The following is a 24,406-nucleotide window of genomic DNA, read 5'->3' on the forward strand; positions in this document are numbered from 1 at the left end:
GATGGTTGCCGATCGTCTCGTCTGTCGAGAGTGCCACCGGGTCAACGATCCGGACAACGAAACCTGCGACGCCTGTAACTCGTCGTCGCTGACCGAGGACTGGGCCGGCTACGTCGTCATCGCCCACCCCGAAGAGAGCCGGATCGCCACCGAGATGCAGGTGACCGAACCCGGCGCGTACGCGCTCAAAGTCCGGTAGGCGGAGCATCCGTGACGCGAAACGACGATTCTCGGGGCGACCGCGAGCGCTCGCGGGAGTCGGCGCCGGAGGCCGATACGAACAGCGAGCGCAATAACGGGAGCGACCGCGTTCCCGAACCCGAGCGGCTGCTGGTTCTTCCCGACGAGCTTCGCCACGAGCTCAAAGAGCCGATGGGACCGATCGAAACCGACGCCGACAGCCTCATCGCGCGCGTCGAGGGACCGTTGATCGCGGTCGGCGACGTCGTCACCTACCACCTCCTGCAAGCGGGCCGACCGCCGGACGTCGCTGTCGTCGACGAGCGAACCGAACGCGAGGCCGTCGACGGCGAGATTCGCGAGGCGGTCACTGCCGAAACGCACGTCGAGGTCGCCAATCGGCCGGCCGAACTCTCCGAAGACGTCGTTCGGGCGCTGCTCGAGGGGCTCGCGGCCGAGGAGCCGACGACGATCCTGGTCGACGGCGAGGAGGATCTGGTCGCGCTGCCGGCGATCGCCGCCGCTCCCGACGGCGCGAGCGTCGTTTACGGCCAACCCGGCGAGGGAATGGTCCACGTCGAGGTCACCGACGACGCGCGGGCGGCTGTCCGGGCGCTGCTCGATCGTTTCGAGGGCGACCTCGAGCGGTTCTGGTCGCTGCTCGAGAAGACGCCCGCCGAGGACTGAGACGGATTACTGTCCCGATGTACCGGTGCACCCGCCGCCCGTGTCGCGGGTGGGCCGGAACTGACGGACGGTAAACCGTATGAGACGGTCTGTTGTGACGATGGGGAGAGACGACCGAAGGCGGTTGACAGCCTCGCCGAAACCGGCGGACGGATATCCGCGTGAGACGTGACGGCCGAAGGCGACGGGACGACGACCGTCCACCAGACTATTTATCGACGGACGTGAACGTGAGAGACATGTACGATTTCGTCGTCGTGGGGGTCGGGCCGACCGGGGCCCGGTTCGCACGACGGGCCGCCGAAAAGGGGTTCGACGTCCTCGCACTCGAGAAAGGGCGGATCGGCAAGCCCCTGGCCTGTTCGGGACACGTCAGCACCGACGTCTGGGAGTTCACGGGCCCGGGTGCGCGGGAGACGCTGTTTCAAAACGAGATCCACGGCGCGCGCTTTCACGTCGGCGGACCGCACAGCGACGCCTACCCCTTTTACAAGCGCGAAGTCGCCTCCAACGTGATCGACCGGGTCGGACTGGATCGCCACCTCGCTGACCTCGCCTGCGAGGCGGGCGCGGACGTCCGCGAGCGTCACACCGTCACCGAGGTGTGCGAGCGTCGTGACCGGGTCGAGGTAGTCGTCAGCGGGCCGGACGGTACGGACCGGTTCGAGGCGAGGATGCTCGCCGGCTGCGACGGCCCGCGCTCGCGGGTCCGCGACGAACTCGAGTTGCCACAGCCGGGCGAGTTGTTACACGGCGTGCTCGCGTTCTCCGACGAGGGCGATCACGCCGATTTCGTCGACGTCCACCTCACCGCACCGACGTTTTTCGCCTGGCGGATCCCCCGTGGCGAGGCGGGCGTCGAGTACGGGCTGGCGGCCCCGCCCGGCGTCCAGGTGACGAAGCACTTCGAGGAGCTGGTCGACGGCTACGAGATCGACGTCTCGCACCGGTGTTCGGGAGCGATTCCGATCGGGCCGCCGGATCGCGTGACGAGTCGGCGAACGTTTCTGCTCGGAGACGCGGCGGCCCAGACGAAACCGTTCACCGGCGGCGGGATCCTCTACGGGATGACCTGTGCCGACCACGCCGCCAGGGAGATCGATCCCGAACGACCGGCGACGCTCGCCGCGTACGAACACGCCTGGCGCGACGACCTCGAGCGCGAGATGGAACTGGGCCACCTGATCCGTCGGGCGTACTCGCTTTCCGAGCCCGTCCAGCACGTGGGACTGGGCGCGCTCTCGGGCGAAATCGGCGTCCACATGGACCGCCCAACGTCGCTCGCTTCGCCGGCGCACCTGAAGGCGCTGCTCTCGCGGCTGCGACCGTGAGCCGCTCGCAGTCGCGTCGACGCTCGCATCTAGCAGGTGCATCCGAACCCCGTCGCGTCGATAGTCGGCTACGGCGGCCGCCCAAACGACAGACGCAAGAGGGCGGTCGCACAACGACCGCGCAATGACCGGCTGGCAGTCGGCCGCGGTGTCGTCCATTGCGAGCGTGCTCGAGCGTCTGGGCGTCATCGACGCCGAGCGGTTCCGTTCGACGATGGATCTCGCGTGGCCCCGCGTGATTACGGGGTTCGCGATCATGTCCAAACAGACGGCCGACCTCGCGATGGTCGGCCTCGCCGTTGGCACCGCCGGGACCGCGGGACTCGCGTTCGCGCTCGCGTACTGGGGAGTGGTGTCGATGCTGGGGCTCGGACTGGCCGGGGGGACCGTGAGCCTCGTCTCGCAGAACTACGGCGGCGAGGAGACCGAACGCGCGTCGGTCGTCGTCACGCAGAGCGTCGTGCTCGCGGTGGCCTTCGCCGTCCCGATCGTGGTCGTCTTCCTCACGGTTCCCGATCAGTTAATCGGGCTCCTCGGTGCGGGACCCGACTCACTCGCCCACGGCAGCACGTACCTCGCGTTCGTCGCACCGGCGGTCCTGTTCGAGATGCTGAACCTGATCGCCAGTCGAACCTACACGGGCGTCGGCGACACATTTACCGAGATGGTCGCTCGAGCCGGCGGTGCCGTCCTCAACGTCCTCCTCAGCGGCGTCCTCATCTTCGGGTTCGGGATGGGTGTCGCGGGCGCGGCGATCGGCACCACCGTCTCGACCGGAATCGTGACGCTCGTTCTCGGCTGGGGAATGGTCGGACGCGCCTACGGCCACCTCGGAATGGAGGCGAGTCCCGTCCCGATCACGCGATCGGGACTGGGATTCGAGCCCTCGGTCGTCTCCCAGCTAATCGAGATTTCCGCACCCGAGATCGGTCGACGGCTCGCCCAGGGCGTCGTCGTGTTCCCGCTGCTGTGGATCGCCGCCTCGTTCGGGCCGGTGATCGTCACGGCGATCGAAGTCGGTCGCCGCGTCCGGGACCTCTCGAACAGCGTCAACTGGGGGCTCTCGCTGGCCTCGAGTTCGCTCGTCGGCCAGCACCTCGGTGCCGGCGAAGAAACGGAGGCGGGTGCCTACGGCGCGGCGATCGTTCGGCTCGCGGTGGTGGTCTACACCGCCATCGCCGTCCTCGTCGTCGTCTTCGCCGAGCCGATCGCATCGCTGTTCGTCTCCGGCCCGGAGGAAGTGTCACAGGCCGCGATCTTCGTCGCCGTCGGGGCGATCAGCGCGATCGGGATGGGAATCGACGGCACCTCCGCGGGCGTCCTCCTGGGGGCCGGCGACACCAGGCTTCCCTTCGTCGCCTCGCTCGTCGGCCGCTACGTGTTCGCGCTGCCGGCCGCCGCGCTCGGGCTGGTGACGCCGCTGGGTGTCACTGCGCTCTATCTCGCGCTGTTGCTCGAGACGTACGTCCCCGGCGGCATCAACTACTGGCTGTTCCGCCGCGGACGATGGAAGGTGGTGAGCCGACGGTACCGGCCGTCCGCCGCGTCGGCGTCTTCTCCCGAGTCCGACGGGGACGCCGGTCCGGACTCCTAGTACCGCCTCTCACGCGGCCGCTGTCCGTCGGTTCCGGCACGCCCGGAGCGGGCTACGGTCCCGCCGATACGTCGACACAGCAGCGCTCGTATCAGGAGTCCGATCCGATCACGCCGCAGGCGATCGCCGTCGGATCGACGATCTGCTCGCCGTCGACGGCGTCCGGCGCGAGTAACAGCACCGTCTCGTCGGGCATCCGTTCTTCCACCCGAACCGGACGGCCGAGTCGGTCCTCGAGATCCTCGCGGTCGTCGAGGTCGGCTTCTCGCTCGAGCAGGCTGTCAGCGTTGGCTCGCGAGAGCACGAACACGAGATCACCCGGCGGCACGTCCTCGCTCTCGGCCGTCTCGAGCAGCGTCGACAGCGAGCCGGGATCGACCCCCTCGAGCGATCGGATCGTCACGCGCTCGGTGTCCGAGCCGGCGGCGTCTTTCGACTGCGTGCGAACCCGCGAGACGAGCGCCGCGAAGTCGGTACTCGAGTCCATACGGACGCTGGAACGCGGACGGCCGTCAGGCTGCGGCCGGCGGGTTCCGGTCGTCGAAATCCCGTCCGACCCCTGACGATCGAGGCTCGCTCCGTCCCGCACGCGCGTCCGGCGCGCTCGGACGTCGGCCGCTCGCAGGGCCGTCAGTGCGAGGCGACGGCGAACGGAAGAGCGTGGCGGTCGCGGCGGTTACAGGAAAAACTGATAGTAGTACGGGCTCACGAATCCCTCGACGAAGCCGGCGATCGCGAGCAGAATTCCGACGCCGACGAGCACCCAGAACGCCCGCTCGAGCGCGTCCGCGAACTCCTCGCGGTCGAGGCGACCGCGGAACGTCCGCCAGCCGACGACGCCGAGCCAGAGTCCGAGCGCGCTGGCGACGAAGATGGCCGGAATCTCGAATATTCCGTGCGGGACGACGAACGCGAGCAGTTCCATCGGCTCGACCTCGAGGCGCGAGAGCGAGCCCATCATCACGCCGTTGAACAGTAACGACGCGAGCGCGGGGACGACGAGGGCAACGCCGCCGTAGGCCGTCGTGATCGCCACCAGCCAGTTGTTTCCGAAGAACTCGAGCGCCGCGGCCGGCGCGACGTGCCCCTCGAGTCGCGCGGCGATCGAGGTTTCGATTTCGCCGGCGACGGGATCCGCGAGCCGCCAGCCGACCCAGAACGAGCCGACCGCGAGGACGACGACGAGCGCGTGGATGCCGGGCGTCTCCCGGACGAACGCGATCATCTCGGACCAGCCGCGTCGGATCCCGTCCCGAAACTGCGTCCGAACCGATCGCTCGGGGGACGGGGGTGGCGACAATCTGTCACGGTAGCCGCCGTACAGGGCGGTCTTCAGCAGGTCCAGTGCGGGCAACAGGATCGCGACCGAGACGAGCGAGGTGAACGCGACGATCTCGACCATCACGAGCAGGCTCGAGACGACCGAAATCGCCAGAAGCGAGCCGACCGAGATGACGTAGTAGAAGCCGGCGTCGATCGGTCGCCGCCGAACGAAGCCGGCGGTGTTGACGAGCGATCGGAGGATTCCCGCGTCGTCGACGACGACCGCTACCGGCGCGAACGCGAACAGCGCCCGGACGACTGCGAGCACGGCAATCAGGGCGAGCATCAGAAGCAACGCGACCAGCACCGAGAGGATCGGCGAGGCGATGGCGAGCGCGACGGAGGCGAACAGCGCGAACGCACCGATCGCGAGTATCGCGACCCACCACAGGACGAACTCGAAGATCGCGAGGCCGAGAAACCGCAGCGAGTACCGGCGGACGCCCGCGATCCCCGCCGCCGTCCCGCGTTCGTTCCGGAGACGCGCCTCGCAGGCGGCCAGTTGGCCGGCCGAGACGACGACGTAGAGGACGAGTATCGTGAGAATCGTCGCGACGATCGTCGCGGCTGCCAGGGCGACGATCGGGAGCGTCACGACCTGCTCGACGATCGGTTCGAACTGCAGCGCCCACTCTTCGAACGCCTCGTCGCCCGCGTCCGGATCGGGCGGCGTCGTATCGATTCCCGCGAGCTGATCCGTCAGCCCCTCGAGCCGGCCGGTTGCCTCGAGGTATGCGTAGCCGATCAGCAGCCCGAAAAACAGGAACACTCGGGCGATTGCGGGGACGGCTGCGCCGAGCAGATACAGCGGGAGGAGGTCGCTCGGTCGACGACGAAGCGTCGCGACGACGGCGGAGACGGCGTCTGAAAGGACCATACCGGAGAGACGGACTAATCTCAGTTAAACGAACCTATCGGAGACGGTACGTGAGAGGCGTCTCGCTCGAGCCGGTCAGTTGAACGTTCGATCGTCGAACCGATCGCCGTCCTCCTCGTCGATTCCGCCGGAGAGCCGCGGCGTGAATCCGCCGGTGAGGATAACGGCGACGACGATCAGCGCCGCCGCGAGGACGACGTAGTCGGCGCTCGGCTCGTAGCCGGCGAGTCCGGCGCCGGTCGAGACGACGAAGATGGTCACCGCGAAGACGACCGTTGCGAGGAGACCGATGACGACGATTCCGACGACGCTCGCGAGGAGCCCCTTCAGGATGCGACGGATCATGACGTCGCGTGCGGCTTCGCGGGCGGGATACGTAGTGATTGCGTGTTCGGACGACGGAGTCGCCCGGCGGCGACCCCGCGGTCGTCGTGGTCACGACCGCATCGCCGCGAACAGCGCGCGAACCTGGCTCGGTCCGTTTTCGACCACCGCACGGGGAAGTCGTCGCCTGGAGACGGCCAGCGCGTACTCGAGCGCTCGCGTTGCCTCGTCGAAGACGCCCTCGCCGTGGCCGACGAGGACGCGCTCGGGTTCGAGGTCGGCCAGGCGGTCACGCGGCGGGTTCACCCGCCGGATCACGCCGGTTCCGAGTCGCTCGTCGCCGACGGTGTACGTGGGCGCCGTCGCGAGCGACTCGGGGACGTACAACGTGGCGTCCGCCTCGCGGTACAGCATCGCCTCCGACCACCCCGGCATCGGTTCGCATCGCCGCAGTTCCAGCCCCGCGTCACCCGTTCCCGGTCGATCGGCGAACCGTTCGACGGACGCCTCGAGTCGCGCTTCGACTCGATCCATTCCGGGCCAGTCCGGAACCGACACGGGCACGTCGTACCGTCGAGCGAACCGATCGGCGTCTCTCGCGTGCCAGTTGAAACAGACGAGAACGCCCGCAACCGTTCCGAGTTCGTCGATCCGGTCGTCGACGTCGGGTGCCCAGAGCGGATCAACGAGCCAGACGCCGTCGTCACAGCGAACGGCGTGACTGGCTCGCTTCGCCCGCTCGCCGGGGTGGGCGATCCAGCCGAACCCGTCCGCCCAGCGATCGGTCGGTTCGAATCCCGCCGCGTCGGTCCGATCGTAGATGACCATCCTCCTCGACGTTCGGACGTCACTACCAGTACAGTTTCGAAACGCGTAACGAACGCAGCTCGAACTGACGACCTACTCGGTGGGAAACAGGTGTAAAACGAAAAAGTACGGCAGGGAAACGGAGTGGTTCGCCGGGGAAACGCCTCCGCGAATCGGAGCGACCGGAGGGTCGCTCAGCCGAGGAGGTACCGAAGCTTCGGGTACCGCTCGATCAGCGTCCGGCCGCCGACCTCGAGTCGCTCGATGTGGCGGTCGAGACCGAGGATGCGTCCGGCACCGAAGGCGGCGATCGCCAGGAAGACCATCAGGTAGACGAGGTCGCTGTTGACGAACCCGAGCGGCCCGGCGACGTCCCAGCTTCCCAGGTAGAACATCGCCATCTGGATCGCGCCGCCGAGGGCGGCCAGCCGGACGAACGCGCCGACGACGAGCGCGAGGCCGATCATGACCTGCGTCGCCGGGACGACGACGTTGACCACGTCCATCAGCGCCGGATTCGCAGCCATCGCGGCGTACAGTCCCGCGACGGGTCCTTCAGCGCCCATCAGGTAACCGCTGGCGTCGAACGAACCGCCCGCGACCTTCCCGAGTCCCGCACCCAGGAACGCGAGTCCCATCGTCAATCGCAGTGCGACGACGAACCACGCGCTCAGCGCGTGGGGTTCGCCCTCGAGCGTTACGCCACCGAGGCGGCTTTCCAACCGGTTTACCGGAGTCGTTTCCATTGTCGGTCACCTCTTACGGTTAGACGTTGGACGTTCGGCCACATATACTCGGATCGTAGTTCCCATTTTCCAGGAATTGGGTCAGATTGTCGTCACGTGTGCCACCGAATGGCGTGATCGCCGTCTCGTCCCGCACCCGTCCGACGGAACCGCGGATCGAACGGCTTCGCGCGGCGATCGAAACCGCCGGCTAACGGCAGATTTCGGATCGAGTACGGCCGTCCGCGGCTCGAGTTCAGGGGCCGTCCGCGACTCGAGTTGGCGAGATCGTCGTCGCTCGATCGCGAGGGGTCGTCGATTTCACGAGCGGGTCGAACCTCGCGATCGGTCGTCGCGTACCCTACCGGAGCCGAACACCGTTTCGGAGACCGATGGAGCACCGCCGGACACGCGGACGGTGTAAGACGCCCCTTCGGACGCGATACGCGGGGAAGGACGACGATACCGCGCGAACGGTGGGCTATCGTCTTCGACCGGAGACGGGTTACGCCGCATCGAGTTGCGACAGACGAATCCTACCCGTCGCTCTCGTGAGCGGGAGACGGACGATTCGGAACCGTCCCCGTCGAAACCGGCGTGTACCGGTTGTAGCGGAAGATTTCCACGAGAACGTCGCGCGTTCGGGCGAAACGGGTGTTTCAGAGACGTGCAGTGTTGTCACCGCAGAATAGTCTACTGGGTAGCACTTTCGTTAATTACAGTAGTTCACTGATAACAAAACGTCAATCAGATGGAGGTATCGGTACTCGCCAGTTCGACGGTGACACCGTCGCACTGGGGGGAGTACCATGACAGACGACGATCGCATTTCACGACGTGCGAGCCTCAAAGGTATCGCAGCGACCGGTGCGCTGATCGGCGGCTCCGCTCTCGGTGTCAGTTCCGCAAGCGCCGGCGAAAAGAAAGAGAAGAAAGATCACGGCAAAGACAAGAAAGACCACGGCAAGTACAAAAAAGGCAAGAAAGGTAAGAAAAAGAAGGATCACGGAAAGGAGAAAGACTGTAAAAAAGAAAAGAAGAAAGAGCGGCGCAGGCGAAAGAAGGCCCGCGAGGTCGCAGATCAGGTGGCGTTCAACTTCGAGTGCTTCGATCCCGAAACGGAGTACGCGCGGTTCTACCTGCACCACGGCAAAGACACCGACCTGACGTTCACCGTCAAGGTCGTCGAGACCGGGGCGACGGGTGAGATTACGGTCGAGAACACGCTCGCCAGCGCCGAAACCTTCTGGGTCCACGCTCCCGACGGCAACGCGACGGTCAAGCTGTACTACAAGGGATACCACATCGCCACGGCCCAGAGCGACCCCGACGACCACTGCGACTAGAACCGCGAACCGGTTCGATTCGCACCTGAGGTCGGTCACATTTCGTCGCTTTCGTCGCGAGAGTCGGTCCTCTCGTCGAGATTTGCGGTCTCGAGAAAGTCGACGCCCGGAGTTCCGTTGCGGATCGCCGTTTTCGTCACGCCCCTTCGGTTTGCGATCGAGTTCCGGCCGTCCGGTAGTGCGCCCGTTCTTTCGTTCGTCGCTATCTGAACCGGTTGGTGGGTGCGTTCTCGAATCGGAGAACTCATCCCAACAGTTAGGAACCTGTTTCGCGAACGACAGACCCAACGGCCGTCACGAACCGCGTCGTCGATTCCTTCGGTTCGGGATTCCGAGGGTGAGCGAACCGAACCCGGGGACGGCTTCGACGGAGAATCTCATGTCACGGGACGCATCAACGGGAACGTCCGATTCGAACGACGTTCACGAAGCACAAACACGGCGCGAGAAGCCGACCGACCGCGATTGCCCGTGCTGTCGCGTCTGCGGGCTCACCGCCGGGGAGACCGAACGAACCGAGGTACTGTCGGGTCGACGCGACCCTCGAGCGGACGACCGCGAAGACCGGCGGTCGTCGGGCCACGACCACGGCGAGCACGTCGACCGCACCGGCGACGAAGCCCACGTCGGCCACGCCCGCGACGGTCACGACAGCGAGACCGACGTCGACCACGCGGGCCACGAGGAGCTGTTCAAACGGCGCTTTTTCGTCTGCCTCGTCCTCTCGATTCCGGTGTTGTACTACAGCGAGATGCTCCAGGCGTGGTTCGGCTACGCGGCGATCTCGTTCCCCGGAAGCGAGTTCGTCGCGCCGGTGCTCGGCGCCGCCGTCTTCGTCTACGGCGGGGTTCCGTTCCTGCGGATGGGTGCCGTCGAGGCGCGCAACCGGGAACCCGGAATGATGCTGTTGATCTCGCTTGCGATCACCGTCGCGTTCGTCTACAGCGTCGCGGCGGTCGCGTTCGACATCGGAGAGCCGCTGTTCTGGGAACTCGTCACGCTGATCGTCATCTTTCTGCTCGGGCACTGGATCGAGATGCGAAGCGTCCGACGAGCCTCGGGAGCGCTGGACGAACTCGCCGAGTTGATGCCGGATACGGCCGAGCGAATCACCGAGGTGGGCGAGACCGAAGAAGTCCGCGTCGACGACCTCGAGGCGGACGACCTCGTGCTCGTCCGACCGGGAGCGAACGTCCCCGCCGACGGCGTCGTCGAGGACGGCGAATCGAACGTCAACGAGGCGATGATCACCGGCGAATCTCGACCGGTCGAGAAAGAACCCGGCGACGAGGTGATCGGCGGGACGACCAACCGAGACGGCAGCCTCCGCGTTCGCGTCACTGCAACGGGCGAGGAGACGACGCTCTCCGGGATCGTGCGACTGGTCGAGGAGGCACAACAGAGCCGGTCTCGAACGCAGATGCTCGCCGATCGGGCCGCGGGCTGGCTGTTCTACGCCGCGATTGCGGTCGCGGTCGTCACGGCCGTCGCGTGGACCGTCGCCGCGGGATTCGGATTGACGGTCGTCGAGCGGGTCGTCACCGTCCTGGTGATCGCCTGTCCCCACGCGCTGGGACTCGCCGTCCCACTGGTCGTCGCAATCAACACGACGATGGCGGCGCAAAACGGTATGCTCATCCGTGACCGGATCGCCATGGAGGAGGCGCGCAACCTCGATACGATCGTCTTCGACAAGACGGGAACTCTCACCAAAGGCGAGCAGGGGGTCGTCGACGTCGCCACGACCGACGGCTGGGACGAAGCCGAACTTCTGTCGCTGATGGCCGCAGCCGAAGGCGACTCCGAGCACATGATCGCGGAGGCGATCCGCGACGAGGCCGACGAGCGCGGGCTCTCGGTACCGGACGTCCGCGAGTTCGAGGCCCTCGAGGGCCGGGGCGTCCGCGCAACCGTCGACGCGGAACCCGCGGCTACTCCGGACGTGAACGGGGGCCCGGCCGAAGATGGCGAAACGGTATCCGTCGGCGGTCCGAATCTGCTGCGCTACCTCGACGTCGCGCTCGATCCCGACCTCGAGGCGTTCGCGGCGGAAGCGGGTGAGCGCGGACGGGGCGTCGTCTACCTGCTTCGAAACGGCGAGGCGGTGGGCGCAGTCGCGCTCGCGGACGTGATCCGCGAGGAGAGTTACGAGGCGATCGACGCGCTCCACGAGATGAACGTCGAGGTCGCGATGCTAACCGGCGATACCGAAGACGTCGCCCGGGCCGTCTCCGCGGAACTCGAGATCGACACCTACTTCGCCGAAGTCCTTCCGGCGGACAAAGACGAGAAGATCGTCGAACTACAGGAGCAGGGCAAGCTCGTGTCGATGGTCGGCGACGGGGTGAACGACGCGCCCGCGCTGACGCGTTCCGACGTCGGAATCGCCATCGGCTCGGGAACTGACGTCGCCGTCGAGTCCGCCGACGTCGTCCTCGTCGAAAACGACCCGCGGGACGTCGCCCACCTCGTCGGACTGAGTCGGAAGAGCTACCGAAAGATGCAGGAGAACCTCGTGTGGGCGGCCGGTTACAACGTGTTCGCGCTGCCGCTGGCCGCGGGCGTCCTCGCGCCCGTCGGCGTCCTCCTCTCGCCGGCGGTCGGCGCAGTGTTGATGTCTGCGAGTACGGTTATCGTCGCGATCAACGCGCAGTTCCTGCGCCGTGCCGACGTGTCGGCGTGACCGTCTCCGGTGTGTGCGTTCGGATCGACGGCCGTCCGAGACGGCGGTGAACGATCGTCCTGTGGGAGACGCGACGGACGGATACCGAAGACCCTTTCGAGTACTCCCGCTCGCGGGGTCACGCCCACGCACTCAAATGCCGCGTCGACGTATGGTAGTGCATGGCAACCGACGACTCCCTCGTTCGAACGCTACTGATCGTCATCGTCGTACTCCTGCTCTTGCCGTTTCTGGTGATGGCGCTCGCGATGCCGTTGATGGGGATGTGGGGCGGCGGACACATGTGGAACGGTGGGACGTGGGATGCCGCCGGAGGCGGTTGGATGTGGCTTCTCACGGGGATCGTCCCGCTCGTCGTGGCCCTCGCCATCGGATACCTGCTCTACAGCGCGCTCCAGCAACCGGACGCCGGCCGAACCGATCCCGCCATCGAGGAACTTCGGACGGCGTACGCTCGAGGGGAGCTCTCCGACGAAGAGTTCGAGAAACGCCGCGAGCGACTGGAGCGAGATCGGTAGTCCGCTCGTGCGAACCGGGTCGAATCGACCGATCGGCCGGCCGGGATAGCGCTCCGAACGTCGCCGCACGACGGCTCGAACGGAGGCCAGATCGCCCCGGATGCGACCGCCGACCGGGCTTCGAGGGGAAATCGAGCGCAATCTACTCGTTGTTCGAGTGATATGATTCGGTATGGACCTCGTTTCGATACTCATCGGGCTGATCGTCGCCGGCCTCGGCGTCGCCGGCCTGGCCGTCGGAGGGTCGTCGCTTCGGCGCTGGCGGCGACTCGGCGCGGACGATCCGGTTTCGATCGCGTCGGCGATCGCCGAATCCGGAACCGTCGAGATAGAAGGCGACGTTCGCCCCCACGACTCGACGCTCGAGTCGCCTCACTTCGGGGAGGAGTGCGTCGCCTACGAGTACGCGGTCGAAAAGCGCCGAAACCGATCGAGCAAGTCGGGCTCGAGGTCGAGGTGGCGGACGATCGATTCCGGAGGGGCCTCGCGCCCGTTCGTCGTCCAGGACGAGACGGGAACGGCATACGTCGATCCCGAGGGGGCGTCGCTCTCGCTCGAGTCGGAGCGAACCCGCAAGACGAACGCCGGCGGCGAGCCCGTCCGGGACGACGGGGGCTGGAACGTCAGCGTCTCGGCGAACATCCCGGGAATCGGCAGCGCCGGCATCCGGAACCGACGCTACACCGAGAAGCGACTCGACGTGGGCGGCCACTGCTACGCCGTGGGGACGGCGGAGCGGCCGCCGGCGGGCGTCGACGCGGACGTCGCGATCGTCGGCACCGACGCGCCGACGTTCCTGATTTCGGACGCGACCGAAGCGGAGACGAGACGGCGGCTCCTGTTGCGCGGCGTGGGATACGCGCTGGTCGGCATCGCCGGCGTCGCGCTCGGGCTGGGCGTCGTCGGTACGGAACTCGTATAGCGCGCTCGAGCGGATCGGTTCGTTGTCGCACGCCTGATTCGCGGTTACTCGCAGCGGTTGGGTGCGGATTCGTTCGTCGTCTCCGCTAGGTCGGACGGGGTTTTCTCGCCGACACGCTCGACGCCGGTAATCTCGAATCGGGCACCACCTTCGTCCCCCTCGATAACGCGAATCTCCCAGCCGTGGGCCTCGACGATCTGCTTGACGATGCTTAACCCGAAGCCACTTCCCGATCCGCTGGTCGAGTAGCTGGCGTCGAACACGTCACCGCGGTCGGCGTCGGGAATGCCCGGACCATCGTCCTCGACGTAGAAGCCGTCGTCGAGTTCGCCGACCGTCACGGTTACGTCCGCTCCGGCGTGTTCGATCGCGTTGCGAAACAGATTCTCGAACACCTGACGTAATCGACTCTCGTCGGCTTCGATCACCGACCCGACCGCCGTAACGTACGTCGCTCGTTTCACCTCCACGTTCCTCCAGCACTCCCGAACGAGGGATTCGAGATCGACCGGCTCGGGATCGGTTACCGCTTTTCCTTCCCGTGCGAGGGTTAGGAGGTCATCGATCAACGTCTCGATCCGATCGAGAGATTGCTCGGCTATTTTCAGGTGGTCGCTGTCGTGGGTCTCCCGAGCTAACTGAATTCGGCCAGCGGCGACGTTCAGCGGATTTCGAAGGTCGTGAGAGACGACGCTGGCGAACTCGTCGAGTCGGTCTCGTTCCCGCTGAAGTTCCGCTTGACGGAGGCGGACCCGATCCGTCGCGAGCTGTCGATTGATCGCTCTCGCTTCGAGCAGGCCGATACCCAACCCGATGCCGGCACCAATACTGATCGACCATCGAACGGTCCCGATAAGGTGAAGCAGCCGCTCCACTTGTATCGATCGCATGAAGCTGAGATTGACCACCAGGAAAACGAGAGCCCCACCGAAACACCAGAGAGTGATCCGTCCGTACCTGGTCGGCGATAGTTCGCTCCCGACGATCCAGTAACTACCGTAGAGCAAGAAACCGATGGATAGGACGGACGTAGTAGTGGCGATTAGATACTCGAGCCGGAAACTGGCTGAACCGAACCTGATCGCGAGTATCTCCACGCACAGGCTGAGACCCAGGACGCCGCCTAACCCTGCGATCGGCCAGAGCGCTCGCGTATCGGCGGTGGTCCTGATCCGCATCTACGCGGTTATATCAGTATTCGATAATAACGGTGTCGGCCGAAATGTCTGTACGAGCGAAGTAATTATGCAGGATACGACCCACGCGTCCAGTATAACTCACCAACTGAAGTTTTCACCTGACATATTTTCCACTGTCTCTCCCTGATGCGCGCGTCTCGCGACGACCGACGCCACCCAGCGACTGGTGGCGACGGCGATATCCGACCGGTACTCGCGTGATAGTGAGATCGGCGACCGCCGCCGATCCCCTCAGCCCGCTTCGCCGTCGGATCGAGTCTCGAGTTCGAGCATGCCGACGGCGGCGACGCAGTCGGGACAGTAGGGCTTCGTGACGGCGACGTACCGTCCCTCGAGCGCGGGGCAGGGCTCGCTCGAGAGGCGGATCACCCGATCGCGCGAAACGGGGTCGCCACACCGGTCGCAGACGGAGTCGGCGAGGTCGTCGGCGCTTCCGGCGGCGTCGGTGCTGGAACTCATCAGCGTCGGCCCCGCGGCCGCGGCCGGCTTCGGTGTCGTGTGAGTCGACTCGAGTTGTGGGCTGTTCGAAGCCCACTCGAGGTGTGGACGGCTCGAAGCCGACTCGAGTTGCGGGGGACTCGAGTCGCGGTCGAACCGCCGCTGGGCCGACGCCGCGGCTGGTCGATGGCGATACTCCGCTGTCGTGCGAGACCTTTTTGTCTCGGTGGCAGGAACGTAAGCATGGCAACCGAGTCGTAAGCTTGGAAGCCACCGTCTCGGGTGTCATCACCACCCGGGGCATTTCAGTACGCATGCCCCCCGCGTCCGCTTTTGGAGCGCGATGACTTCCATTCTGATCCTCTTTCTGGGAGATAATATAATTTCTGGTGTTCGGTGAAGGAAGCTGCGTGCGGTCCGTTCGGCGTGGAGAACCGGTACTCGGTCAGCCCCGCCCGGTACGGGTTGCTATCGCTGATTCCCGGTGCGACCACGACGGTCCGGGGTCGCACCGACGATGACTGACGGCGGACCGGACGAGCCTCGGTGCCGGTTGCGGATCGCGGCTCGTCGAGACGCGTCCCGTCCCCGAAGACGAGCGCTCGCTCACCCGTCGTGTTCACTCGCCGGCGGGAGCGTGAACGAGAACGTCGATCCCTCGCCGGGCTCCGACTCGACCCGGATCTCGCCACCGTGGCGCTCGAGGATGCGTTCACAGAGGGCGAGTCCGATACCCGTCCCCGGATGTTCCTCGTGCGTGTGCAGTCGCTCGAACACCTCGAAGATACGATCCTGTTCGTCGGGGTCGATTCCGACCCCGTCGTCGTGAACCGAGATTCGCCAGTCGTTGCCGTCGCGTTCGACGGCGACGTCGATCCGCGGTGGCCGGTCGTCGCTGTACTCGATCGCGTTACTCAGGAGGTTCTGGAGGACCTGTCGCAGTTGATCGGCGTCGCCCGCTACGCGCGGCAGATCGTCGGTCGTGATCTCGGCGTCGTTCTCCTCGAGTCGTATCCGCAGATCCTCGCGAACGGCGTCGAAAACCTCGTTCAGGTCGACCGGTTCGAACGGATCTCCTCGCGTTTCGACCCGCGAATACGCGAGCAATCCGTCGATCATGTCGCGCATCCGGTCGGCACCGTCGATGGCGAACTCGAGGAATTCCTCGCCGTCGTCGTCGAGCGCGTCTCGGTATCGGTGGTCGATCAGTCGGAGATAGCTCGAGACCATCCGGAGTGGCTCCTGCATGTCGTGGCTGGCGGCGTACGCGAACTGCTCGAGGCGTTCGTTCGACTCCTCGAGGTCGTCGACCAGCTGTTCGAGCTCCCGCTGGTATCGGTGGCGTTCGATGGCCTCGGCGAGGATGTTGGCGACGCTCTGGACGAAGGTGACGTCCTGGCCGGTGAACGTCCGAGGGTCGGTGTCGTGAGTGCCGAGGATACCCCACGCCTCGTCGAACGGCCCGATGACGGTACTGATCCCGCTACGCACGTCGTGGCTCCGCAGTAGATCGGGGCCGCGAAACCGCGTTTCCGTCTCGAGGTCCTCGACCACGATCGGGTGATCGTTCGCCAGGGTGTACGCGGCCTGGGAGTCCGTTTCGACGGACGACACCGTCGCCTCGCCGACGATCCCGTCTCGCCAGCCGACGCCCTGGCGCAACGACAGCTCCCGTTCGTCGGGATCGAGATCGAGCACCTTGCAGTACTCGTTGTCGAGGACGTCCGCAACCTGCCGGGCCGCCTCGTGCATGAGTTCGTCGAGGTCGTCGGTTTCGAGCGCGAACTGTCCGAGATCGGCGACGACCTGTTGCTGGCGGGCGCGCCGTTCGAGCGCCCGCTCGCGCGCTTTCCGCTCGGAGATGTCACGGACGACGCCGGTGCGACCGATCGATCCGTCTTCGAGTTCGTACGGCCCGAACCGTCCCTCGACCGGGATCGCCCCACCACCGGCGGTTTCGAGGTCGAACTCGAGCGAGGCGTACTCCGCATTCTCTGCGACGACGTCCTCTTTTAACTCCTCGGCGCGCTCGTCGATCATCTCGTCGTGGATGAGCGTGACGGGTTCACCCAGCAATTCGTTCCGCTTGAAACCGCTCATCTCGCAGAACGCGTCGTTGACCATGACGAATCGGCCGTCGGCGTCGATCGTCGCGACGCCGTCCCAGATCGTTTCGACCGTCTGCTCGTACCGTTCCAGTTCCCGTTCGCGCTCTTTGCGCTCGGTGACGTCAGTAAAGTAGACCGACAGTCCCGTCTCGGAGGGGTAGACGTTCACTTCGGCCCAGATACCGAGCGGTTCGGAGTAGCGCTCGAACGCGATCGCCCGCTGGTTTTCCATCGCGTCCGTGTAGTTGTCGTAGAGTTCCGATCCGACGGCCTCCGGGAAAACGTCCCACAAGACCGTTCCGCGTAGTTCGCTTTCCGAGTAGCCCAGGAGGGTTTCCGCATGGGAGTTGACGTGGGTGAATCGAAACTCGTCATCGAGCGTGTAGAACGCATCGGAGAATCGATCGAATATCCGCTGGAGTTCGCGCTCGAGTTCCCGTTCGCGCCGGTGACGCTCGGTCATATCGCGCGTGACCTTCAGGTACCCGCGGTGCGTTCCGTCGTCGTCCCAGACCGCCGAAATCGTCACGTTCGCCCAGAACTGACTCCCGTCTTTTCTGACGCGCCACCCCTCGTCTTCGATCGATCCGTTTTCGGTCGCCCGTTCGAGGTTCCGGGTCGGAACTCCTGTTGCTCGATCGTCTTCGGTGTAAAAGGTCGAGAAGTGTTGGCCGAGGATCTCCGCGCGGTCGTATCCCTTGATCTCCGCCGCACCTTCGTTCCAGCTGATGACGTTTCCCTCCGGATCGAGCCGAAAGATCGCGTACTCCTCGACGGCGTCGACCAGCGACTGAAACTGTTCTTCGCTTTCACGGTGTGCGTCTTCCGATCGTTTTCGATCCGTGATATCGTAGTAGAGTTCGATCCGCCCGCCGGCGTACTGGCCCGATTCGATCGGTTTGCTCTGGTGCTCGAGCCAGCGTTCGTCACGGGTTTCGCCTGCGGTGACGCGACACTCGAACGTCTCGAAGTACCCGTTCTCTTCGTCCGTTGCCCGAACCTTCTCCGCGAACCGTTCCGGGTCGTCGAATCGGTGCTTGATGGTTTCCTCGAGTACGGTTCGTTTGTCCCGTCCGACGAGATCCTCGCGCTCGAGGCCGAGGTACTCTCCGATGGTCTCGTCGGCCCACTCGATCGTGAACTCGTCGTCGACGACGAAGACGCCGATGTTGGCCTCGTCGAGAACGGTCGCGATCGATTCGACCGACGTCCGTCCCGACTCGAGCGACGCCAACCGTTGCGTCTCCTCGGAGAGCGCTCGTGTGACGCCGATCGTTCCTCGAAACTCCCCACCTTCGACCAGCGCGTTGATCCGCAGTTCACAGGGAAACGCGCCACCGTCGGCGGTTTGGACGCCGAGTTCGAAGGGGACGATTTCCGCGTCTTCCGTTCCGATCCGGTTCTCGATTTCACGTTCGATGTGGTCGACGTCGCCATCGGTGAGAACGAGCGAGACGTGTTCGCCGAGAAGATCGTCGCGCGAATGCCCCGTCGCCTCGACGAACGCGTCGTTGGCCGCAACGAACTGTCCGTCCGAATCGAGCTGAAACACGCCGTCGTCGATCGCGTTGACGAGCGTCCGATACCGCCGGAGCGCCACGTCGTCGTCGACGTCGTCCCAAAATGCTCCGCCGGGCGCACCCGATCGCGTACTCATTACTTCCCGAAGGTCATTGACCGTGTTAAAGCACTCGCCGCTCGCACGCTGCAAGGGTCTGCGTTCGCGCCTGGAGAGTACACGGGATCTCGAAGTGGCGTTCACGTCCTTTTCGGCTCGATTTCACGTCTCCGGTGAGCGGACGTCGATTATCGTTTGCGGCGCGCAGAACGTATCGCACACTCCCCGTACCCGTAGAGCCACCGAGTGAGATGGCAATAGAGTTTAGTAATCAAACTACAATTAATCGACAATCTATGAGACAGGGACAGAAGAGCGTGGGAAAATGGTGTGATTACGAGAGGTGCAACCGCTCAACGTGGGAGGATACGGGCTTTTGTTTTTGGCACGCTGAAGTAGCGGAGAAACCGGTAGCGGACCGTGACGAATGGCCAGTCGATATTGAAGGGGCGTATCTGAACGGTGTCGATTTAGAAGGGGCCAGGCTTCCCGAAATACGTCTCTGGGGTGCGGATCTATCCGATGCCTGTTTACGCGGAGCTATCCTACATCGCGCTACTCTCCGGGGAGCTAATCTCACTAACGCAGATTTGACCGGGATCGATCTCGATTATGCTAATCTGATGGATTGTAATGCAGCGTGTGCCGATTTGACCGGAGCCGATCTCTCCTCAACCTGCCTTGCTCACGCCAACCTCGAGAACGCCGTCCTGGCTCGAGCGAAACTCAACGAGGCAGATCTCTGGGCTGCCAACCTGACGGATGCTACCCTTTCTAACGCCGTTTTATCGGGGACGAACCTCGTCGATGCAACCCTCACGGACGCCGATCTTGATGGGGCTGTGATAGCAACGGACATCGATAGAGCGGAATTTGGATACGAATGGGTCACTCCGGACAGGAAACTGACCGACGTTCTTCGACCGACTCCATACACTCCACACACGTACTGGGAATTGCCGAAGGCAAAACCGAACTCGTTTTTCTACTACTTCACGAGCAGAGAGTATCGGCAAGAAGACAGCAAATATCGTCTACTCGACGAAACACTCCTCACGTTCGGGGCGTTTGGCGAACGGAGAGAAGTAGTGACGCTGGATCGAAGCTGTATCCCCAATCCGCTCTGGGACTCGATCCTTGCGGAGTTAGAGATCGACAACTGGCCAGCGCTTGCCATCTCCAAGAAACCACTAGGCTTCGAAAAACTCAGTTCAACGGACACCAGCTTTGCGCTCTCAGAAGATCGTCGTTTCGTGAAATTAGAAAGCGGTGTCATTACCGACCGACTTCTCTCCGATCCGGATGAATTGAAACAGTTTCTAAACTCTCTGCACGAAGGAGCGAAAGAAAACGATCTCAAACGCACTATGCAAAAGAAAAAGTGTAGAGAATTATTGAACATCGGTGGAAAGAAAATCGAAGACGTAGTAATTAACAGTCTGTAAGTATCTTCGTCTCGATTTCCGGGTCGCTCGGCTTCAGATCGGGTCCGTCGAGGGCCTGTCGACGGAACTCACTCCGGAGATCGCTCGTTCGGACGAGTATTGCGAGGTTCGTCGTCTCGCCCTTCCGAGCGAGTGCATCGATCGCTTCGTAGTGGTTCGTTCGTGAAACGTTCGTTTTGACTGCCGTTTGGAAGGTCGTAGACGTCGTCGTTTCGTTGCTGATCATCGGACGTCTCTGAGCGCACAGTACGAACCTTCTCGAGCTGAGATCCACGTCGTTACCAGCGAGTCTTCGGACGCGAGCGAGTAGATCGTACACAGTTTTTCTCCCGTCTCCGTCGGTTCGACGATCGCACGGCACTCGTCCGTTGGATGCTCGGACGGCGAGGGTGGGTCCGTATCGGTCACGTGATCGGTGGTGCGTGATCGATCAATCCGCGAGTCCGATCTCTTCCTGGCCATCGTGTTCGAGGCTCTCCGTTTCGTCTTCGTCGGCTTCTTCGAGGGGTTCGAACGTCGGGAACCGATCCTCGAACGTCGTCCAGTCGGCGTCCATCTCCTCGTCGGTGAGCAGACACAGTTCGAAGTGATCCCGGATCGATTCGTGGTCCATCTCGGTACCGATAACGACCAGGCGCGTTCCGCGGTCGCCCCACTCGTCGTCCCACGTCTCCTCGAGATCCGGGTACGCTTCGAACTGCTCTTCGCGTTCCTCGGGCGGGAGGGCCGCGATCCAGCTTCCGGCGGGTGCGATTCGAATCGACCGCCCGGCGACGTTCAGCGCGAGGGCCGTCTCCTCGCGGCCGGCGAGCCAGAAGTGACCCTTGGATCGAACGACGTTCTCCGGAAACTCGTCGAGGAGGTAGGCGAACCGCTCGGGGTGAAAGGGCCGTCGCGCCTCGAAGACGAACGAGGTCACGCCGTGTTCCTCTTCGGCGGACTCGTGCGGCTGCTGGAGTTCCCGTATCCAGCCGGCCGATCGGCTCGCGTCCTCGAAGTCGAACCGTCCGGTCTCGACGACGGTCTCGGGATCGACTCGACCGTGGGTCGTCCGGACGATCTCGGCTCGAGGCTGGAGCGTCGCGAGGGTCTCTTCGACTTCGGCGAGCGTCGACTCGTCGACGAGGTCGCACTTGTTCAAAAGCAAGACGTCGCAGAACTCCACCTGTTCGACGAGCAGATCGCCGAGGTGTTTTTTCGTCCCGTCGTCGTCGAGGATCTCGTCCGATCGCATCGCCTCGTGGAACTGGTGGGCGTCGACGACCGTCACCGTCGTATCGAGGTGACAGTTCTCGAGCGGCTCGATTCCCGTCTCCTCGTAGAACTCGGTGGGATCGAGGTCCGACTGATCGAACCCGAGCGTCAGCGTCTGGGCGACCGGCAGCGGTTCGGCGACGCCCGTCGACTCGACGACGATGGCGTCGAACTCCCGTTCGCGGGTGAGCGCGTCGATCGCCTCGAGCAGGTCGCCGCGCAGCTCACAGCAGATGCAGCCGTTCGAGAGTTCGATCAGTTCCTCGTCGTCCGCCGAAATGTCGGAGGATTCGGCGACCAGGTCCGCGTCGACGTTCACCTCGCCCATGTCGTTGACGAGAACGGCGAGATCGCGGTCGTCGCTCTCGGACAGCACGTGGTTGAGCGTGGTCGTCTTTCCGGCACCGAGCGTTCCGGAGAGCACGGTCACGGGGATCGTCTGTTCGTCCATGTGATGATAACATAGGAAGATGAGCTAATATAAGTTATTATCTTATCCAAAACTCTTATTAACTATCGGAGGCTGTCTTCGGACACCCGCGCCACGGATCCCGCATGACGCCACACGACTCACCCTCGACGTTCGACTGCACCATCGTCGGCGGAGGTATCCACGGAACGTACCTTCTCCAGCGCCTCCTCGAAGACGCGCCGTTCGATCGGTCCGACGTTTGCGTCGTCGATCCGCACGACCGATTGCTGGCGTCGTTCCGGGAGAAAGCGAGAGCGTGCGGTATGGAGTCGCTCCGGTCGACGTTCGTCCACCACGTCGGTACCGAACCGTTCGACCTCGAGAGCTACGCCGAAGCGAACGATCGCGAGGACGAACTCGTTCCGACGGTCGACTATCCCTCGCGGCCGTCCCTCGATCTCTTTCTGGACTACTCGGCGTCCGTGATCGACCGGAAGGACCTCGAGTCGCTCCATCGTCGGGCCGCCGTCGACGGAATCGGTGAACGTTCCGGTGAGCGGGGACTCCGGCTCGAGACGACTGCGGGCCCCATCGAGACCGACCATTGCGTCCTGGCGATCGGCCACGGCGGTCGGTATCGCCGGCCGGACTGGGCGACCGGCCTCGACGGCGTCGAGCACGTCTGGGACGGATTCGACCCCGACGCGTCGGTCGATCGAACCATCGTCGTCGGCGGCGGGATCACGGCCGCGCAGCTCGCGTGTACGCTGAGCGAAACGCAGTCGGTGGCTCTGCTCTCACGGCACCCGCTCGAGTGGGAGGTGTCCGAAGCGGATCCGCCGTGGATCAACTGGTCGCATATCGAACGGAACCTTCACGTCCACCCGCCGGGCTCGAGGGAGCGGTACGACGTGATTTCGAACGCTCGAAACGATGCAACGGTTCCACCGTACCTCTACGACGAGTTCGAGGATCGAATCGACGAGGGCGGGCTCACGCTCGCACAGGGTGCGGTCGAGTCGGCGACGATCGAAGACGGGTCGGTTCGGCTCTCTCTGGACCACGGACTGGAGTTACTGGCCGATCGCGTCGTCCTCGCGACCGGATTCGAACCGGTGTTCGATCATCCGTTCGTCGATCGCGTCGCCGACGAACTCGAGCTGGCTCGAGGCTATCGAGGAATGCCGGTTCTCGACGACGAGACGCTCGCCTGGCATCGCGACGACGGACGATTCGTTCCGCTGTACGCCTCCGGGGCGCTGGCGCTCGGATCGGTCGGGCCGTACGCGCCGAACGTTCCGGGAGCCAGGCGGGCCGGCGATCGGATCACGGCCGCCATCCCGCGGCGTCTTCGCTCCGACGGTGACGAAACGAGCGCTCCCGTTTGCGAAACGGAAGCATCCGATTGATCCGACGCGGCGTGGCGGCGACGAACGGCCAGGTCGCCGCCGTGAACGCCTCCACCGACGATCGCGATGAGCGCGTCGGAGTCCGTCTCTACGGTCGCCGTTCTACGCTCCATCGACGGGAGAACAGTATTCGGCTCGAGGTGACCCAATTGTCACCGTCCGTTCACCCCCGTCGACGTGCCAGCACGTGTCCGTCGTGGCACCGGCAGTTACACGCGAAGAAGGCCGCGTCGTAGCCGGCCGTTTCGAACGCGTCGACGAGCGAATCGGCGTCGGCTCGCTCTTCGACTTCGACGTTGACGATCGACCGTTCGCCGCGCTCGAGCGCCTCGATGAGTATCGCTTCGACGGTCCACTCCGAAAGCGTCGGTACGTTCCCATCGGCGACCGCCGTCCGGATGGCCTCGTCCTCGTAGAAATACTCCGCGAGTTCCGGCCCGTCGAACGTCCGAAGCCGATTCCTCGCCGGCTCTCGGAACCGATTGACCACGAGGAAACACTCGACGTCGTGGTTGCTGGCACGACGCTCGTACCTCGCGACGCTCTCGAGCGTCTCCGGCGTCGCGACGACGAACGCCGCGTCCAGCCGTTCGGCTCGAGCGCCGATCGCCTCCGCGTCCGGCGGACAGTCGTCGATCGTCCACTCGAGTCCGAGCGCGCCGACGGGGCGGTCGCCGCGGTCGCCGACCAACTGCGCTGCCTCGCCGGTGACGCGCACGCGCGTTCGTTCGGCCAGTCGAGCCGCGACGAGGGCGGCGATCGTCGTCTTTCCGACGCCCGCATCGCCGACGAATGCGACGTGGCGCGTCTCAGACGTGCGCTCGCTCTCGGTGGCTCCGGTTTCCGTTGTCGTCGTGGACACAGGTGGTAGTAACTCTAAACCTTGAGATAATCAAAATTGCTATTATAGATATCTATTTTAACATCGGTCTCGAGGTGCGAGTTAGCGGTGAGACGACACCCAGCTCACACCGACGAGACCACCAGTCCGCCATGAACGAACCCACGCCTTCGACGGCAGAGACGCCAGCCGATCCGCGGACGGTGCCGAGGTCGACGCTCTGCGCGTTCGTTCGTCGTCGCGGCGGCGTCGACGTCTGTACGCTGTATCCGCCGACGGTCGTCACCCCGGACCGAAGCGACGCGTGGATCCGTGCGACCGGCGACGGGTTTCGGTCGCTCGAGGAGTGTCGATGAGTGGACGGT

The 24,406-nt window shown here is 64.5% G+C and carries 22 protein-coding genes; 11 read left to right on the forward strand and 11 right to left on the reverse strand.

From position 1 onward, the window contains the following. Position 1: 1 nt before the first annotated feature. From spt4 to EA472_RS05255, 4 genes are all read left to right on the forward strand, one after another. Positions 2 to 199, forward strand: coding sequence for a transcription elongation factor subunit Spt4 (gene spt4 / locus EA472_RS05240; protein ID WP_124190466.1), 198 nt, complete (start codon positions 2 to 4; stop codon positions 197 to 199). Positions 200 to 327: 128 nt separating this feature from the next. Beyond that, positions 328 to 867, forward strand: coding sequence for a GTP-dependent dephospho-CoA kinase family protein (locus tag EA472_RS05245; RefSeq protein WP_243637790.1), 540 nt, complete (start codon positions 328 to 330; stop codon positions 865 to 867). Between the two features lie 239 nt (positions 868 to 1,106). Continuing rightward, positions 1,107 to 2,198 carry a geranylgeranyl reductase family protein gene (locus EA472_RS05250; RefSeq protein ID WP_124190467.1) on the forward strand — a complete coding sequence of 364 codons (1,092 nt, stop codon included), beginning with the start codon at positions 1,107 to 1,109 and terminating at the stop codon, positions 2,196 to 2,198. A gap of 124 nt (positions 2,199 to 2,322) precedes the next feature. Next, positions 2,323 to 3,792, forward strand: a complete 1,470-nt coding sequence (locus tag EA472_RS05255) for an MATE family efflux transporter (RefSeq protein ID WP_124190468.1) — start codon at positions 2,323 to 2,325, stop codon at positions 3,790 to 3,792. A 91-nt stretch (positions 3,793 to 3,883) separates the two neighbouring features. Here the strand turns inward: EA472_RS05255 and EA472_RS05260 are convergent, their stop codons facing one another. From EA472_RS05260 to EA472_RS05280, 5 genes are all read right to left on the reverse strand, one after another. Beyond that, on the reverse strand, positions 3,884 to 4,279 hold the full coding sequence (locus EA472_RS05260; RefSeq protein ID WP_124190469.1) for a hypothetical protein: 396 nt from the start codon (positions 4,277 to 4,279) through the stop codon (positions 3,884 to 3,886). Positions 4,280 to 4,468: 189 nt separating this feature from the next. Further along, a complete protein-coding gene (locus EA472_RS05265) occupies positions 4,469 to 5,992 on the reverse strand; it encodes a stage II sporulation protein M (protein WP_124190470.1) in 1,524 nt (507 codons plus the stop codon). A gap of 75 nt (positions 5,993 to 6,067) precedes the next feature. After that, on the reverse strand, positions 6,068 to 6,337 hold the full coding sequence (locus EA472_RS05270; protein ID WP_124190471.1) for a hypothetical protein: 270 nt from the start codon (positions 6,335 to 6,337) through the stop codon (positions 6,068 to 6,070). A gap of 90 nt (positions 6,338 to 6,427) precedes the next feature. Then, the gene (locus EA472_RS05275) at positions 6,428 to 7,144 is read right to left on the reverse strand and encodes a hypothetical protein (protein ID WP_124190472.1); all 717 of its coding nucleotides are present in this window, start codon (positions 7,142 to 7,144) and stop codon (positions 6,428 to 6,430) included. A gap of 173 nt (positions 7,145 to 7,317) precedes the next feature. Then, complete coding sequence (locus tag EA472_RS05280) at positions 7,318 to 7,869, reverse strand: DoxX family protein (RefSeq protein ID WP_124190473.1); 552 nt, start codon at positions 7,867 to 7,869, stop codon at positions 7,318 to 7,320. Between the two features lie 788 nt (positions 7,870 to 8,657). Between EA472_RS05280 and EA472_RS05285 the strand changes: the two genes are divergently transcribed. The 4 genes from EA472_RS05285 to EA472_RS05300 all read left to right on the forward strand — a co-directional run bounded on the left by EA472_RS05285 (position 8,658) and on the right by EA472_RS05300 (position 13,317). Then, complete coding sequence (locus EA472_RS05285; RefSeq protein WP_124190474.1) at positions 8,658 to 9,194, forward strand: hypothetical protein; 537 nt, start codon at positions 8,658 to 8,660, stop codon at positions 9,192 to 9,194. Positions 9,195 to 9,573: 379 nt separating this feature from the next. Further along, positions 9,574 to 11,877, forward strand: coding sequence for a heavy metal translocating P-type ATPase (locus EA472_RS05290; RefSeq protein WP_124190475.1), 2,304 nt, complete (start codon positions 9,574 to 9,576; stop codon positions 11,875 to 11,877). A gap of 161 nt (positions 11,878 to 12,038) precedes the next feature. Continuing rightward, positions 12,039 to 12,395, forward strand: coding sequence for an SHOCT domain-containing protein (locus EA472_RS05295; RefSeq protein ID WP_124190476.1), 357 nt, complete (start codon positions 12,039 to 12,041; stop codon positions 12,393 to 12,395). Between the two features lie 172 nt (positions 12,396 to 12,567). Next, a complete protein-coding gene (locus EA472_RS05300; protein WP_124190477.1) occupies positions 12,568 to 13,317 on the forward strand; it encodes a GIDE domain-containing protein in 750 nt (249 codons plus the stop codon). 44 nt (positions 13,318 to 13,361) lie between these two features. On the opposite strand, the gene EA472_RS05305 is transcribed toward EA472_RS05300, so the two are convergent. The 3 genes from EA472_RS05305 to EA472_RS05315 form a co-directional block, all read right to left on the reverse strand. Next, positions 13,362 to 14,207, reverse strand: coding sequence for a sensor histidine kinase (locus EA472_RS05305; RefSeq protein ID WP_243637782.1), 846 nt, complete (start codon positions 14,205 to 14,207; stop codon positions 13,362 to 13,364). 540 nt (positions 14,208 to 14,747) lie between these two features. Continuing rightward, positions 14,748 to 14,975, reverse strand: a complete 228-nt coding sequence (locus tag EA472_RS05310) for a hypothetical protein (RefSeq protein ID WP_124190479.1) — start codon at positions 14,973 to 14,975, stop codon at positions 14,748 to 14,750. 585 nt (positions 14,976 to 15,560) lie between these two features. Then, positions 15,561 to 18,719, reverse strand: a complete 3,159-nt coding sequence (locus tag EA472_RS05315; protein WP_124190480.1) for a PAS domain S-box protein — start codon at positions 18,717 to 18,719, stop codon at positions 15,561 to 15,563. 257 nt (positions 18,720 to 18,976) lie between these two features. Here EA472_RS05315 and EA472_RS05320 point away from each other — a divergent pair, with 257 nt between their 5' ends. Beyond that, on the forward strand, positions 18,977 to 20,125 hold the full coding sequence (locus EA472_RS05320) for a pentapeptide repeat-containing protein (RefSeq protein WP_165874827.1): 1,149 nt from the start codon (positions 18,977 to 18,979) through the stop codon (positions 20,123 to 20,125). Positions 20,126 to 20,347: 222 nt separating this feature from the next. Here the strand turns inward: EA472_RS05320 and EA472_RS23505 are convergent, their stop codons facing one another. Continuing rightward, positions 20,348 to 20,587 (reverse strand): DUF7511 domain-containing protein, encoded by a 240-nt coding sequence (locus EA472_RS23505; protein WP_449289227.1) that lies wholly within the window; start codon positions 20,585 to 20,587, stop codon positions 20,348 to 20,350. Next, entirely contained in the window at positions 20,556 to 21,830 is a 1,275-nt protein-coding gene (locus tag EA472_RS05335; RefSeq protein ID WP_124190484.1) for a GTP-binding protein, read from the reverse strand. Before EA472_RS05335 ends, EA472_RS23505 begins: the two co-directional genes overlap by 32 nt. Positions 21,831 to 21,934: 104 nt before the next feature. On the opposite strand from EA472_RS05335, the gene EA472_RS05340 reads away from it, so the two are divergent. Next, on the forward strand, positions 21,935 to 23,200 hold the full coding sequence (locus EA472_RS05340; RefSeq protein ID WP_124190485.1) for an FAD/NAD(P)-binding protein: 1,266 nt from the start codon (positions 21,935 to 21,937) through the stop codon (positions 23,198 to 23,200). 163 nt (positions 23,201 to 23,363) lie between these two features. Here the strand turns inward: EA472_RS05340 and EA472_RS05345 are convergent, their stop codons facing one another. After that, entirely contained in the window at positions 23,364 to 24,062 is a 699-nt protein-coding gene (locus EA472_RS05345) for an ATP-binding protein (protein ID WP_124190486.1), read from the reverse strand. Between the two features lie 131 nt (positions 24,063 to 24,193). On the opposite strand from EA472_RS05345, the gene EA472_RS05350 reads away from it, so the two are divergent. Continuing rightward, on the forward strand, positions 24,194 to 24,397 hold the full coding sequence (locus EA472_RS05350) for a DUF7511 domain-containing protein (protein WP_124190487.1): 204 nt from the start codon (positions 24,194 to 24,196) through the stop codon (positions 24,395 to 24,397). The last annotated feature ends 9 nt before the right edge of the window (positions 24,398 to 24,406 follow it).

Source organism: Natrarchaeobius oligotrophus, from assembly GCF_003841465.1.
Taxonomy (GTDB): domain Archaea; phylum Halobacteriota; class Halobacteria; order Halobacteriales; family Natrialbaceae; genus Natrarchaeobius; species Natrarchaeobius oligotrophus.

Bases quoted from the DNA above. Each gene is read 5' to 3' on its own strand.
- EA472_RS05320 (WP_165874827.1), top strand. From the start codon at position 18,977: ATGAGACAGGGACAGAAGAGCGTGGGAAAATGGTGTGATTACGAGAGG.
- EA472_RS23505 (WP_449289227.1), bottom strand. From the start codon at position 20,587: ATGGCCAGGAAGAGATCGGACTCGCGGATTGATCGATCACGCACCACC.
- spt4 (WP_124190466.1), top strand. From the start codon at position 2: ATGGTTGCCGATCGTCTCGTCTGTCGAGAGTGCCACCGGGTCAACGAT.
- EA472_RS05265 (WP_124190470.1), bottom strand. From the start codon at position 5,992: ATGGTCCTTTCAGACGCCGTCTCCGCCGTCGTCGCGACGCTTCGTCGT.
- EA472_RS05250 (WP_124190467.1), top strand. From the start codon at position 1,107: ATGTACGATTTCGTCGTCGTGGGGGTCGGGCCGACCGGGGCCCGGTTC.
- EA472_RS05335 (WP_124190484.1), bottom strand. From the start codon at position 21,830: ATGGACGAACAGACGATCCCCGTGACCGTGCTCTCCGGAACGCTCGGT.
- EA472_RS05295 (WP_124190476.1), top strand. From the start codon at position 12,039: ATGGCAACCGACGACTCCCTCGTTCGAACGCTACTGATCGTCATCGTC.
- EA472_RS05305 (WP_243637782.1), bottom strand. From the start codon at position 14,207: ATGCGATCGATACAAGTGGAGCGGCTGCTTCACCTTATCGGGACCGTT.
- EA472_RS05290 (WP_124190475.1), top strand. From the start codon at position 9,574: ATGTCACGGGACGCATCAACGGGAACGTCCGATTCGAACGACGTTCAC.
- EA472_RS05340 (WP_124190485.1), top strand. From the start codon at position 21,935: ATGACGCCACACGACTCACCCTCGACGTTCGACTGCACCATCGTCGGC.
- EA472_RS05310 (WP_124190479.1), bottom strand. From the start codon at position 14,975: ATGAGTTCCAGCACCGACGCCGCCGGAAGCGCCGACGACCTCGCCGAC.
- EA472_RS05300 (WP_124190477.1), top strand. From the start codon at position 12,568: ATGGACCTCGTTTCGATACTCATCGGGCTGATCGTCGCCGGCCTCGGC.
- EA472_RS05285 (WP_124190474.1), top strand. From the start codon at position 8,658: ATGACAGACGACGATCGCATTTCACGACGTGCGAGCCTCAAAGGTATC.
- EA472_RS05255 (WP_124190468.1), top strand. From the start codon at position 2,323: ATGACCGGCTGGCAGTCGGCCGCGGTGTCGTCCATTGCGAGCGTGCTC.
- EA472_RS05315 (WP_124190480.1), bottom strand. From the start codon at position 18,719: ATGAGTACGCGATCGGGTGCGCCCGGCGGAGCATTTTGGGACGACGTC.
- EA472_RS05280 (WP_124190473.1), bottom strand. From the start codon at position 7,869: ATGGAAACGACTCCGGTAAACCGGTTGGAAAGCCGCCTCGGTGGCGTA.
- EA472_RS05260 (WP_124190469.1), bottom strand. From the start codon at position 4,279: ATGGACTCGAGTACCGACTTCGCGGCGCTCGTCTCGCGGGTTCGCACG.
- EA472_RS05270 (WP_124190471.1), bottom strand. From the start codon at position 6,337: ATGATCCGTCGCATCCTGAAGGGGCTCCTCGCGAGCGTCGTCGGAATC.
- EA472_RS05350 (WP_124190487.1), top strand. From the start codon at position 24,194: ATGAACGAACCCACGCCTTCGACGGCAGAGACGCCAGCCGATCCGCGG.
- EA472_RS05275 (WP_124190472.1), bottom strand. From the start codon at position 7,144: ATGGTCATCTACGATCGGACCGACGCGGCGGGATTCGAACCGACCGAT.